Consider the following 14,325-nt stretch of genomic DNA (forward strand, 5'->3'; position numbering starts at 1 on the left):
CCGTGCCCGTACAAAATTCTCCCCTCACCCTGACCCTCTCCCTCAGGGAGAGGGTCAGGGTCGTGCCCGTCTCAAACTGCGCCAGCCGTATGCGAAACGGTTCCGATCACCTCGCATGCAAGACCGGGTACGCTTTTCCCCCTCGCCCCTTCGGGGAGAGGGTTGGGGTGAGGGGCAGTCACCGCACAATACTTACTTCTTCATCTGCGACAGTATCGTCCGGCACTGATTCTCTTCACCTTCCGATGGCGACACCAGCGCCAGCAGCGCAGCCGCGGGCGTGACCAGCGTTGCCAGCGCTGCCGCCACGGCACCACGGGCAATCAGTGGCCCGGCTTTAACACCGGCTTGCGGGTTTTTAAAGCTTCCGCGCACATAGAGCGGTGAACGCAGGGTCACGATACGGATGCCTTTACTCTCCGGATCGATGGTCAAATCCAGTTGCTCTGAGGCAAAGCTTGCGGTCCCGGTCACGTTAATGAGCGCATTCTCTGTATCAAAGGCGAAGATTTGCGGACGGGCCACGCCGTTGACCAGGTTAAGGTTCGCTGCCGCACAGTTGACCCGTACCTCATCGTCACCAAAAAGCTGCCCGACCAGGTAATTCCCGACATTAAGCCCGACAATCTCCATCAGGTTCCGGCTGATAAGACCATCGTTCATCAACAGTTTCAGGTTGCCGTTGCTGGTGCCAAGAAGCGCTGCCACCGAGTTCCCGGTTCCCCGGAAGTCTGCATCGCCATTCATTTCACCCAGCGTCTTCTGCATCAGTTCTACATCCGGCATCAGCTCTTTGAGCTTCAGCCGCCGCGCCTGGATCTCCGCCCGCCCCTGCATCGGTTTTTTATCCCCTTCGAGGCGGATATGGGAGGAGATGGTGCCCCCCGCAAGGCCGAACTTGAGTGGACTCAGTTTGAGGTCAGCATTTTGCAAAATGATGTGCGTTGACAGATCGCTTATCGGCAGGGAGCTACCATGCTCTATGCGTTTACCTTTAAAGCGCACATCGGCATCCATCACGTCCCATTTGTCGGTTTCAAAGCGGTCATAAGGCAGCACTTTCCCGGCAGGTTGGAGATTTTTCTCACCTTTTTTCTGCTCAGCCTGCTTCGATTTTTCTGCGCCTTTACCGGAATCAACGCCAATCAGCGGCCCCAGGTCTGCGAGTCGCAGCTGCGTTGACTCAAGATCGCCTTCAAGTTTCGGGCGAGGTTTACCGGTGGTGTAGGTCAGCGAACCGTGAATATCACTGTCGCCAATACGTCCGTTAAACCCGCGATAATCGTAGACGGAGCTTTTCTCAGCATCGATTTTAGCAATCAGATGCCCGTCCGTTTCGAACGGCGGCGTATCCGGCAGCAGCACACCTGTCAGGTCGTAGAGTTCGCTCAAGGAATTGCCGGCAAATTTCAGTTGCAGATCCACGCCGCCCATTTTCATCGGGTCGTTAACCTTACCAACGAATGCCACGCGGGTGTTACCGGAGCGAAAATCTGCCTGTACCGGGAATGGCGTTCCTTCGCTGCGTAATGCCAGCATACCGCCAATTTTTCCCGTGCCGGTGAGCGGCTGGCCGTTGTAACGCCCTTTTGCCTTCAGCCCAAAGACATAGTCAGCCACCTGCGCGTTATCTTTATTGTCACCGGTGATTTCGTTAAAGGGCACTGGCTTACCCAGTGGGTCAATGAGGATCTCGATATCCGCTTTGCTGACCTTATCGTCAACCGTCACTTTCCCCTGATCGAAGAGAATATTATCAAGGCGGAACGCCCAACTGGAGGGCTGAGCATTGGGGTCTTTGTTTTCATCGCCGGCGAGATCAAAGGTCCAGTTATTATTCTTCTCAGAGAGCCGAATCAACCGGGCATCCGGTTTTTGCAGCTTGATCCACGGCAGATAGACGGTTTTGGTGAGCAGCGCCAGTGGCGCCAGAGTGGCTTCTACGCGCGGCAGATGTACCATAGTGACTTCCGGGATCTCTGGCGGGTTGCCAAGAATAATGTCATCAGCATGAATGTGCGGCCAGGGCACCCAGCTTCGCCAGCCCCTCTCCTCTTTCTGACGCTCCCAGACCACCCCCAGATCGCCTCGAATGGCGAAGGGCCGGTTAAGTTCGGTGGAGACCTTCTCATTAATAGTGGGTTTGAGACGATTCCAGTCAAAAGTCGCAATAATAACGATCGCCACGACAACCAGTAGCAGTAATGTTCCAGTGACGGCGAGAATAATTTTCCGTGTTTTTGTCATGCGGGCGCCCTTTCTTTAAAGCCTTGCCTGTCATAAAGATAGCCGAGGCTGGCGGAAAGGGGCGATGCTTAGAGGTCAAGAATGACGCGGTCGAGCGTTTCCAGTGGAACCGGGCGGGAAAGGAAGTAACCCTGGGCTGCAAAAGCCGGAGAATTCTGAACGTCACGCCACTCTTCCAGCGTTTCCACCCCTTCCACAATCACACCCTGACAATAGCGGTTCATCAGCTGGAGCAGCAGCGCAAACAGGTTCTGCCCTTCCGGCGTTTTACGCAGCATGATGAAGAGGTCACGCGCGACTTTAATGTAGTCGTAATGCATCTCGCCGAGCGCGGAGAAGTTGGCCATACCGGTGCCGAAATCATCCAGCCACAACGGTCCCATATCGCTGATCATCGCGAGAGTGGTGTCTTCCGGCAGACGAATGTGTTCCACCAGCTCAAAACGGATCCAGGGTACGGTTTCAATCAGGGCTCTCAGCGCTTTGTTCTGGCGCATTGCCAGCAGCGTGGGGCCATCCACATTGACCGACGCCAGGACATTATTTTCGATGAAGAAGGCGTGCTGCTTCGCTAACAGGGCAATCTGCTCATGCACAACATCAACGCGCTGGCGAACGGCGACTTCAGAAAAATAGCGATCCGGAGCAATGCGCTCACCGGGTTTACTGGGATGCGTTACCACGGTCAGCACCTCAATCGCCATCAGGCGACCGTCAGTCTTGTAGATAGGCTGATAAGTATAAGCAAGCTCACACTGCAGCCAGTAACGACGCTCCTGCAAGCTTTCAACGCTTGCCTCAGGATAGTTTAGCCGCTGGATAACCTGCTTTAACTTCATTTCGCCTGTCCTGTTGAAGATAAGTACCGAAAAGAACTCGCCATTGGGTTATCGGCGTAACGGCAGATAACTTTACGTCCACAAAAGACGCATTCTTAAAAAGCCCGGCAGGTGTTTTCAGCTGATTGCACAGAACACGCGTGAGCTCAAATAAATAATGGAACGATGTTTTAATATAGTTGACCACGAAACACGCACACAGCACACTATTGTTAATTCATCTGATTCAGGTTCCGACTATGTCAAAGAAAATTGCGGTTATTGGCGAATGCATGATTGAACTGTCACAAAAGGGCACGGACGTTAATCGTGGCTTTGGTGGCGACACGCTTAACACCTCGGTCTATATCGCTCGTCAGGTCGAGCCAACAGACCTGTCCGTACACTATGTGACCGCCCTCGGCACCGACAATTTCAGTCAGCAGATGCTGGATGCCTGGCAGGCAGAAAACGTCGATACCAGCCTGACTCAGCGTATGGAAAACCGCCTTCCCGGTCTGTATTACATCGAAACCGATGAAACCGGCGAACGCACCTTCTACTACTGGCGTAACGAAGCGGCCGCGAAGTTCTGGCTGGAGAGCGAGCAGTCCGCCGCCATCTGCGAATCGCTGGCCTCCTTCGATTATCTGTATCTGAGCGGTATCAGCCTGGCCATTCTCAGCCCGGCCAGTCGCCAGAAACTGCTGTCACTGTTGCAGGCGTGCCGTGCAAACGGCGGTAAGGTTATTTTTGATAATAACTACCGTCCGCGCCTGTGGGCCAGCAAAGAAGAGACGCGTCTGGTTTACCAGCAGATGCTTGCCTGCACCGATATTGCTTTCCTGACGCTGGACGATGAAGACCTGCTCTGGGGCGCGATGCCGGTAGAAGAGGTCATTGCCCGCACTCAGCAGGCAGGCGTGAAAGAGATCGTGATTAAACGCGGTGCCGACTCCTGCCTCGTGGCCATTGAAGGTGAAGCGTTAAAAGAGGTGCCAGCGGTGAAACTGCCAAAAGAGAGCGTGGTGGACACCACGGCCGCAGGCGATTCCTTCAGCGCCGGTTATCTGGCGGTGCGCCTGACCGGTGGCGATGCACAGGCAGCGGCAAAACGTGGTCATTTAACGGCCAGTACGGTGATTCAGTACCGTGGGGCAATCATCCCTCGCGACGCGATGCCGAACTAAGACGAGATTTTTCCCCTCACCTTCTTTCCAAAGGGACGAAGGGGCCAGTTGTCGTCTGGGATGAAAGCAAAAAGCCGGGTCGCGTTAGCGCTACCCGGCTTTTTAGTGGACTAGGGTTTTGGCGGAATATCCGAAACGTCGGAATGCGGTTCCTCACTGCCCACCGGCGTCGCTACTGGAGCGGCATCTCCGGTCGACATAAAGGTTTCCCAGCCTGCCTGCAACTCCTTCATATTAAATTCCGGCTCCCCTTTTGGCTGGAGCAGAATTAATGCCATATCCTGAGAAAGCTGCTGATGCAAATCCTGGTTCAGCTCTTCTTTCGTCAGAGAGGCAAGGAAGTTTTGCCGCAGTTTCTGATACTGCTCGGGGGCAATATCCACGACCTGATTCTGTAACGAACGCATCCGCTGGCTGATGAGAATATCCGTATCCGCGCGGGCGTAGGTGGCGAACAGTTTCTGCAGTTCGAGATTCTTTTGCGCCACTAAGGCGTTGAACTCCTCTTCTGCCAGACCGTTATCACGGACCTTCGCCAGCTCGCGGGCGACCACGCCTACATTGCTTTGCAGTTTGTCATTCGGTGAATCGAGGTTAATCGCGCACTGGGCACGCTGGAACAGCACCCGGCAGTCGAAGCCGAGGCCAATCTCTTTGTTATTCGCTTTCGTCAGATACTGCTGGAGATGCCAGAACAGGGCTTCGCGGGCCAGATCCTCACGCCAGTAGCGCTGCAAGGCTGCTGACTCACGAATCGGCTGCCATGCGCTATCCCACGTGATAGCGAGCCTGTCCTGCGATACGGAATCGGTCATGATACTCACCGGCTGACGCGGAATCGCTGACAGTGTAGGCACGGGCGCAGGCGTTTCACGCTTGCCCTTCAGGTCGCCAAAGACTTTATTGATTTGTTCAACCACGCCGCGGGTATCGACATTCCCCACCACGATCAGCGTCATCGCATCCGGTGTATACCATTTCTGGTGAAAAGCCTGAAGCTGCTTGATATCCACGGGTTGCTTAAGGCTTTCTGCCGGATCGTGCCCTAACAGCGTTGACCCCTTAAGACGATAGCGCCACCAGCTGTCTTTGGTATTGCCCGGCCAGGTGGCCACCATATCTTCACTGGCCAGCGCATGGTTCACCGTTTCAGGCGTAATGGTGAGTCTTCCGGTACTGTCTGACAACCACTGCAGCGCCTCTTTAAGCAGATCGCTGCGGTTGTTCGGAAGACTGAGGTTAAACATGGTGTATTCATACGACACCAGCGCAGGAGGCAGTGGGCGTTTGGGATCAATCCCCTGACGCCAGAGTGAGCGCACCTGGGTCGGTTGCAGGCTGCCGCTGTGGGTCAGCGCAATGCGAGGAATAAAGTGGCTGAAGCCGGTTTGTTGGGTACTTTCAGTGAGTGACCCCGTATTGACTGACAGGCGAACCTCAACGCGATCGCTTGGACGCTGAGGGGTGGCTAAAACCTGCCACTGTAAACCGTTTGCCAGCGTCCCCTGTTGCCAGGCGGGATCTGGCTGGAGTGCTTCTGCCTGCACATAACCGACAGCTGCCAGCATCAGCAAACCGCCTGTTAACAATCGAATTTTTGTGCCCTGCATGAGAACCCCTAATCAACATTCCTGGTTAAAAAGTTAGCCCCGCTATCGTGGGAGGCCAAAGATCGCTAACACTGGGTGTTAGACCCCGTAAAAGCGAAAATGTCTCACGGCAAAGTGAAATATCAGTAAGAATTCCAGTGGGACGATAGCGGGCCAGGGGTCAATTATGCTCAGGCACCCGCAGCCCGACAAGGGCTACGGGCTTAAGTTACGAAATTATGAGGAAATTTCCCCCGTTTTGCTGCCTGAAGCACGGTTATCCAGCGTATCGACAAGCTTTTTCTGATCCAACTCTTTTACCCACTTCGCCACCACCACGGTTGCCACACCATTGCCCACCAGGTTAGTCAGCGCACGCGCTTCCGACATAAAACGGTCAATACCCAGAATCAGCGCCAGCCCGGCGACAGGCAGATGCCCGACCGCTGAGATAGTTGCCGCCAGCACAATAAAGCCGCTGCCGGTCACACCCGCCGCCCCTTTCGAGGAGAGCAGCAGCACCACCAGCAGGGTGATCTGATGGAAGATATCCATATGGCTGTTGGTGGCCTGCGCAATAAACACCGCCGCCATCGTCAGGTAAATGGAGGTGCCATCAAGGTTAAAGGAGTAGCCGGTCGGGATAACCAGCCCCACCACCGACTTGCGACAGCCGAGGCGCTCCATTTTTTCCAGCATACGTGGCAGGGCCGATTCCGACGAGGAGGTGCCGAGCACAATCAGCAGCTCTTCACGGATGTAACGGATAAACTTGAAGATATTGAAGCCGGTCGCACGGGCAATACTGCCGAGCACGACCACCACAAACAGAATACAGGTGATATAGAAGCAGATAATCAACTGCCCGAGTTGTATCAGCGTCCCTACGCCGTACTTACCAATCGTAAAGGCCATCGCACCAAACGCGCCAATCGGCGCAAGACGCATGATGAAGTTGATAATGCCGAAGATCACCTGCGAGAAACTTTCAATCACGTTGAAAATGAGCTGACCTTTGCTGCCCAGGCGATGCAGCGCAAAGCCAAACAGCACCGCAAACAGCAGCACCTGCAGAATGTTACCGCTGGCAAACGCGCCAATCACGCTGGATGGAATGACATCCATCAGGAAGGCAATAATACCCTGATCCTTGGCCTGTTCAGCGTAGACCGCCACCGCTTTTGCATCCAGCGTTGCCGGGTCAACGTTCATCCCCGCGCCGGGTTGTACTACGTTAACGATCACCAGGCCAATAATCAGCGCCAGCGTACTTACCACTTCAAAATAGAGTAACGCCACCGCGCCCGTGCGGCCCACTGCCTTCATGCTTTCCATACCGGCGATACCCGTCACTACCGTACAGAAAATGACCGGGGCGATAATCATTTTGATGAGCTTAACGAACGCATCACCCAGCGGTTTCATTTGCGCGCCAATGTCAGGGTAGTAATGGCCGAGCAAAATACCGATAGCGATAGCCGTCAGCACCTGAAAGTAGAGACTTTTAAACAGAGAGGTTTTCATAGGGTGTCCTTGAGGTTTAAACCACAGGCTTTATAGGGGTTTCTCGCGCCTGCGGAATAAAAATAACACCCGTAAAACATGACAGAAATAAACTCACATCAAATTTGAAACAATCATGTTAAGAATTTAGAGCTGACTCGCACAAGCCAGCGCTAGTTCATGCATTTTCAGTCTTATCTGAGCGGGTCAGATACCGCGATTCGAAAGCTTCCGGCGTTACCGCTTTATCGAACAAAAAGCCTTGCGCCATTTCAACGCCGGCATCGGTCAGCCAGTCGCGCTGGGCCTCGGTTTCCACCCCTTCGGCGATGATATGAAGATCCAGGCTACGCGCCATATGAATAATGGAGGCAACCATGCTGCTGTCGCCCGGCAATCCCTCGACGAAGATTTTGTCTATCTTAAGCAGGTCCACCGGCAGTGACTTCATATGCTGTAACTGACGTAATCCGGCATACCCCATACCGAAATCATCGAGCGCAATCTGCACGCCGGCATTGCGCAACGGGCGCAGTATCGCCACGGCAGCGTGGGGATCGTCAATTCGACGGCTCTCCGTCACTTCCAGGATCAGCATATTGGGTTTAATGCGATAGCGGTTCAGCAGCTCCAGCATGTCCGGTACCATGTTGTGGTGCATCAACTGAAGCGCAGAAAGGTTTACCGACAGCGGCATCGTCATCCCTTTTTCCTGCCAGGCAGCCAGCAGGCGGCAGGACTCCTCCAGCACCCAGTAGCCCACCGTCACCATCAGGCCGCAGGACTCGATGCGCTCAATCAATCCCTCCGGCAAATCCCAGCTTCCGTCCGGCTGCTCCATGCGCAACAACGCCTCGGCGCTGACGACCTGCCGGGTCGCGAGATCCACCTGAGGCTGAAGCCAGATAGCGAATTTTTGCTGGTCGAGGGCGTTGAGAATGTCACTCTCTTCGGTCAACCGCTTTTGCGCTTCTTCCATTTGCTCCGGGTCGAAGAACTGAATCTGATTTTTCCCTTTTCGCCGTGCGGTAAAGGCGGCGGAGGCGGCCCGGCGATAGAGCTGTTCAGCATTCATTCCGCCGTAGAACATCGCTACCCCGATACTGGCGCTGGGGCGCAGCTGAATGCCATGCATCGGCAGCCGCTCGTTAATCACAGTGAGCACTTGCTGACCGAGCGTGATCGCATGCCAGGGCTCTTTCACGCCATGCGCCACAATCGCAAAGTCGTAGCCACTGACCTGCGTTAACACCATCCGCGGTGCCAGCACGGACTTGATTTTTTCCACCAGCGTCATCAGCAGGATCTCCCGCTGCGCCTCTTTCAGTACCCCCGCCGTCTCCTGCAACGTTTCACAAGCGACAAACATCAGCGCCGTGGTTTTTTGCCGGGTCACCACCTGTTCCAGCAGCGCCATCAGAAAGGCTTTATTGGGCAGATCTGAGACCGGGAACTGCATCGACTGAACGTTGAGTTCATCGTGCTGGCGCAACAGATTTTGTTGATTTCGGTTATAGCTACGTACCAGGCTGCCAATTTCATCATCATGGTGGTGGCGCGGCAGCGGAAGCTGGTGTCCAAACTGCTCCTGGAGCGGGAGTTCATGCAGTTCGCGGGCAATTTTGCGTAGCGGGTGAACAATAAGACGGTTAATACACCAGGTAATGGATACCGTCATAATTAACGTCAGCAATAAGTAAGCGGTCACCAGCGTAGAAAGCGTACTCATCACAAATTTATAAACCCGGTATGAATCCGCCTCCAGCACCAGGTACGCCAGCGGCTGGGGATTCGCCGGACGTTGCAGGGAGTAGATGGGCAGCGAGATCTGAATCGGCAGTTCGAACACACGGGCCAGCATCATCGGCACCGGTCGCTCCGGGATAAACCGCACCCGCAAAGCCTGGAACTGGTTGGGTAAAACGACGTCTGCGCGACTGACTACGCCCGCAGGCTTAATTTGTTTGATGATGGACTCGGCTTCCGGGATATCCGCTTTCAGTATGGCCTCGGAAAGGGGTTCACGAACAGACCGGGCAATACTTTCCAGTTGCGTAGCCGTGTTGTAGCGATTTTGCTGCACAAAATGAAACAGCAAAGTGACGCAAAAAATAAAAATAAACACCACCGCCACGGCAAAGACCGCAGCCATCTGTTTAATGGTTAAAGAACGGCTGACACGCAAGTTAACTCTCCAGAGATACAAAAAAGCAGGCCGTCGAATCAGAACGCTGCCGCCAGAGTATACTCTATCGGGCCCTTGTTGAGCTAAACCGGTGAAGAGTTTATATGCGCAAATAAGCACGCGACGGGCGCGAATTAACCCAATGAATGCTATGCCTTAATCGGGTGCGCCGGGGGAGAGATCCCCCTCCCCGCGCCCCCAGGAATACTCTTCATTTACCAGTCAGCATACGGCGTCAGCGTCTGCGGCGGCATATCCATATCGCCCTGCCATCCCGCGGCGGAATAGCGCACGAACAGCATGCCCTGACTCGGAGTGTAATCTTTTGCCTGCTGTATATTGACCCCCAGCCCTACTGACCAGTTAGAGGTCACTCTGCGCTCGATCATCGCCTGGGCGGTATACCCCACACCCGATGAGGCGCCCCCGCTTTCAATGTCCTCGCGGGCATCCGCACGATATGCCGCAGGAATAAGCCTCATCAACGGATAGCTGGGCTGCGATGCACTGCGCGAATGCGACCAGGAGACGGAGCCGCCAAGCTCCCAGGACCACTCCCCGGTGCGCTCACGCCAGGTGACAGGCACGGCAAACGAGAGGTATTCCTGTGGGCTGTAATAGCCGCCCTGGCCCAACGTGTAATGGCTGAGATCTTTATCGTAATGCCAGATCATGTTGCTCAGACCCACGGTGACCCGGCGATTATTCTCGTTAACCAGCTTGTAGTAATACCCCGCCATCCAGCGCACACGCCAGTTATCCGCCACGTTTTTACCGGTTAACTGGTCAGCACCGAGCGAGGCCCACACGCCGTGAGCGTCGCCGCGATCGTAACTCATGCTTGCCGTTGCGCCGTTGGCCCGCACCCCGCCCCAGGTGGTGCCGGGGTGATCGCCATTACCATTATCCTGCTGTCCACCAAAAGCCAGCATTGAGCTGGAAAGGGGGCGGCGGTGCGCATTCAGCGTGTAGCCAATCACGCCAATATCGTCGCTATAGCTCAGCCCGCCGACCACATCTACCACGTTAAATCCGATAGGGGTGGTGCCGATGTCCATATCCCAGGTGTCATTGCGCCAGCCGACGGCTACGCTCACGCCGCTGTCTTTTTGCGTTCGATGACCGGAATCGCAATCGAACAGATTACAGGTGCCCCAGTTTGGCGACCAGCTACCATCGTCATCCCTGGAGAAGGTTCCGGCGTTCATATTGACCCAGTCACCGCGCAGGAACATTCGACCATCCGCCAGCGGCGCATCCGCCTGCAACATGGTGGTTTGCGCCTTCAAATCCGAATAGCCCCCGGTGCCACTGGAACCCCAGTTATTATGTTGCAGCGTGACGTTAACATCCTGCTGGCGATAGAGGTCAGCCGCATCACTGCGGACACCGCGTTTCAGCCAGTCGTCTTTCTCATCGTTACGCGTCAGCAGCGTGAAGGCATCGTTACTGGCGGGGCGTACCGGGGTGATACCCGCGGCGATCATCGCCTCTTTATACGTCTCCAGCGCCTGTTCTGGCTGGCCCATGCTCGTCTGAAAACGTGCGGCATCCCGCAGCACCAGCGCGCTCTCCATTGACGGAGGCTGGGCTTTGGCCTGCGGCACAATGTGATTAAAGGTCTGTTCTGCCTCCCGCGTATCACCGAGTTGCGCCTGCACCAGCGCAACGCGCCGGGCGGCATTAAGGGATGGCATTGCCGTTGGTGCTGGCAGTTTTGCCAGCATCTGACGCGCCGCCATACGATTGCCCCGGGCGGCATAGATTTCAGCCAGTCCCTGCAGAGCGTCTGCATTGGCAGGGTCACGCGCCAGCACCGACTGATAACGGGAGGTCGCTTCGTTATGGTCGCCCCGCTCCTGCGCCCAGTCTGCCAGCGTCAGTTCAATGCGGGTCGAGGTGGGTTGCTGTTTCAGGAAGGCTTCCGCCTCCGCTTCCTTGCCGCTGTCACGGAGCGCGTTGGCCCGCTCCAGCAGTTGGTTAGCTTCCAGCCTGTTCGCCAGTTCCTGAATGTTACTGTTCCATTTCGCTTTCGGCAGGGTGTTGAGGTGCGCCAGGGCTGCACTTTGCTGATCGTTACCAGAGAGGTACAGCCCGTACGCATAGACCTGTTCAGCGTCGCCTGGCTTATCCTGTGCGAGTGTACGCATTTGGGCGTCGGCGGCTATTTGCTGCCCCGACGCGCGCAGGTCGCTTGCCAGCCGGTAGGTCACCCAGACGTTGCCGGGATCAAGTTCAAGCCGGCGACGTTGTCGCTCCGCCGCCCCGGCAAAGTTCCCCTGATTCTCCAGACGTTCCGCCTCCTGCGCCAGCCCCTCGTTGGCCATGCTGCGCTCGATATCATCGATGCTGCGACGCTGGCTGGCCGAGAGCGTCTCAATAAAGGCCGTCGCTTTCTCAGGTGACTGCGCACGATAAATATTGGTCAGCCCGCGCACTGCGTTGGTGTTGCCCTTATCCATCCGCAGCGCCTGTCGATAGTAGCGCTCGGCAGACGCCGTATCGTTACGCGCCAGTGCCGCGTCTCCCAGACCCAGCACCGCATAGCTATCTGTCTCATCAATACTTCTCGCCTGCTGATAGTACTGCTGCGCCCGACCGGGATTTTTCGCCGCCAGTTGCGCATCCCCCTGCTGAATAAGCAGCCAGTAGCGATTGACCTTCAACAGGCTGTCCCACTTCCCGCGGTTATCGCTATCGGGATCAAGGGCGATGGCTTGCTCCAGTTGCGCAACGGCACGAGCGCGATCGCCGCGCTGAGAATAGGCCTGACCCAACGCACCAATGGCTTCGCTGTCCTGATGATTTTTATTGACCGCCTGCTGCAATGCCGCAACGGCATTTCCACCCTGGCCCGCCTCCACCGCTGCCAGCCCGCGCGCCCGCGCACGAAACGTCGGGTCTGCCAGCTGCTTCTGTTGCGCATCGAGCTGCTGACGCGCGGTCACCACGGTGTCGCCTTCACTAAAAACGCTCAGAAAACGCTGTAATGCCGCCACGCTTTGGTCACTGACGGTCATTCCCTGAATGTTTTGATACCAGATAGAGGCGGCGTTCTCGCGCCCGGTATTATTTTTTGCCATCTGCTCAAGTACGGCATACCCCTCTTCGGTCCGCCCGTCCGCGAGCAACAGGCGCGCAAGGGTGCTTTGCAGGTCGGCATTTCCCGGATTACGGCTATTAATGGCTTTAAGCTGATTTACTGCTTCGGCATGACGTGCCGGAATTTTTGCCACCAGGCTCCAGTACTCCGGGGCCAGGTTTCCCTCCGGCGGAGCGCCGTTAAACAGACCTTCATAAGCCGCAATCGCCTCCTGAGTATGCCCGGTCGCTGCCTGCAAGCGCGCCTGCTGTAATGCCTGCCGCCCTTGCGCAGTGGAGAGGGCCATTTCCGTTTTTGCGGCCTTATAGGCAGCAGAGTCTGGCGCCAGCGTGACCAGACGGTCGAGCTGTTTCTGCGCCCCTGCAGTATCGCCCTGACGCAGCAGATAGCGAAGGCGCGCGGCGATAACATCCGGATCGTCGGGTGCCATCAGCTCCAGGCGATAGAGTGACTGACGCACCAGATCTTCACGCTTGTTGGTCTCGCCAAGACGCACCTGTTCCAGCAGCTGCTGTTGCGCGGACGGGGCCGCTTGCGCGACGGGCATCAGAGCGATGCCCAGCGCTAAACTGAGAAGACTTAATGAGAACTTGCGCATTCCTGGCCCCAGTCAGGTTGTAACTCACCACGAGGGGTGAAACGGAAACGGTGCTCGTCCCAGCCCTGACCAAAAAGGGTCAGGACGTAGCTGAAGTAAGCATCATTGCCCGGAAAATGATCTGCCACGCGCTGGCGTTGTGTTGCCTGAGCGTCACGATTCTGAATAAAAGGGAGTAACACGGCGGAAAAGCCGACCGGCCCCTCTCCTTTGGCTTTCCCTGTGGCTACGTCCACTTCTTCCGGCGGCAGGCCCTGCTCCGCGGTAAGGGTCGCCATCGGTTTGAAGCGTGCCAGCAGACGCGCTTTTTGCAGATCCCGGTCATGCATCATGCCCACCCATCCGTAAACACGAATAGCATCGTAGTTACTGATAAGCGTTTTCTCTGGCTGCAGCTGCCAGCCCTTGTTTTTTTGATAGCGAACCCAGTCAGGGGCGAATCCTTTGGGTGCCGTCTCCAGCAGCAGGCGCAGGTTCGTTTCGCGAAGCGTGGTCCAGGGGGCGCCGTAGCGGGTAAAGTATTGCGCCAGCTGAGGCGGGAAATAGCTCGGATTAAAACGCCAGATATCCTTATCCACAAAACCTACTTTACCGGGAAGCAGCATAGCGCCAAGGCCGGGGACGTTGACCACCTCTTCTTTCGCTATTCGTGACAGCAGCGCCTTACCCAGACGGGTGTACTCCGGCTCGTTCCATAACCTGCCCGCTTCCAGCAGCGACCAGGTTATCCAGACATCACCATCCGCTGCGGAATTGCTGTCGAGCACCTCCCAGTCATTATCGTTTTTCTTTCCCCATAGCCAGGCCGGAAGGTGGGCGCTCAAATCCCCCTGCGCAAGGTTGTCCTGCGTCCACTGCAGGAGGGACGCAAACGCCGGGCGATCGTTCGCCGCAAGCGCAAAAAACAGCGCATAGCTTTGCCCTTCTGAGGTGGTGATCTTACGCGCATCGCTGGGGTCAACCACTCTCCCACCTTCGCTGATGTAGTGCTTTTTGAAGGTATCCCAGGCCGGCCAGCTACAGGCGGCGCGTGCCTGCACCGCCAGCAGCATCAGCACCACTACCATAGCCCAGCGAAACACTCTCATTATG

Annotated in this window: 8 protein-coding genes; 1 reads left to right on the forward strand and 7 read right to left on the reverse strand. The window is 56.1% G+C overall.

Annotated features, from left to right (window positions below; translation table 11 throughout):
- Nucleotides 1-192: 192 nt before the first annotated feature.
- Entirely contained in the window at nt 193-2,247 is a 2,055-nt protein-coding gene (locus M1D91_RS22385; protein ID WP_437434324.1) for an AsmA family protein, read from the reverse strand.
- Nucleotides 2,248-2,315: 68 nt separating this feature from the next.
- Entirely contained in the window at nt 2,316-3,086 is a 771-nt protein-coding gene (gene pdeH / locus M1D91_RS22390; RefSeq protein ID WP_437434325.1) for a cyclic-guanylate-specific phosphodiesterase, read from the reverse strand.
- Nucleotides 3,087-3,325: 239 nt separating this feature from the next.
- Here pdeH and kdgK point away from each other — a divergent pair, with 239 nt between their 5' ends.
- The gene (gene kdgK, locus M1D91_RS22395) at nt 3,326-4,255 is read left to right on the forward strand and encodes a 2-dehydro-3-deoxygluconokinase (protein ID WP_437434326.1); all 930 of its coding nucleotides are present in this window, start codon (nt 3,326-3,328) and stop codon (nt 4,253-4,255) included.
- A gap of 110 nt (nt 4,256-4,365) precedes the next feature.
- On the opposite strand, the gene M1D91_RS22400 is transcribed toward kdgK, so the two are convergent.
- From M1D91_RS22400 to bcsZ, 5 genes are all read right to left on the reverse strand, one after another.
- Entirely contained in the window at nt 4,366-5,865 is a 1,500-nt protein-coding gene (locus M1D91_RS22400) for a M16 family metallopeptidase (protein ID WP_437434327.1), read from the reverse strand.
- A 216-nt stretch (nt 5,866-6,081) separates the two neighbouring features.
- The gene (locus tag M1D91_RS22405) at nt 6,082-7,368 is read right to left on the reverse strand and encodes a dicarboxylate/amino acid:cation symporter (RefSeq protein ID WP_437434328.1); all 1,287 of its coding nucleotides are present in this window, start codon (nt 7,366-7,368) and stop codon (nt 6,082-6,084) included.
- A 157-nt stretch (nt 7,369-7,525) separates the two neighbouring features.
- Nucleotides 7,526-9,532, reverse strand: coding sequence for a biofilm formation regulator HmsP (gene hmsP, locus M1D91_RS22410; RefSeq protein WP_437434329.1), 2,007 nt, complete (start codon nt 9,530-9,532; stop codon nt 7,526-7,528).
- 215 nt (nt 9,533-9,747) lie between these two features.
- The gene (bcsC, locus tag M1D91_RS22415; protein ID WP_437434330.1) at nt 9,748-13,233 is read right to left on the reverse strand and encodes a cellulose synthase complex outer membrane protein BcsC; all 3,486 of its coding nucleotides are present in this window, start codon (nt 13,231-13,233) and stop codon (nt 9,748-9,750) included.
- Entirely contained in the window at nt 13,215-14,321 is a 1,107-nt protein-coding gene (bcsZ, locus tag M1D91_RS22420) for a cellulose synthase complex periplasmic endoglucanase BcsZ (protein WP_437434331.1), read from the reverse strand. Before bcsZ ends, bcsC begins: the two co-directional genes overlap by 19 nt.
- Between the last annotated feature and the right edge of the window lie 4 nt (nt 14,322-14,325).

This window comes from Enterobacter sp. SA197 (assembly GCF_054131575.1).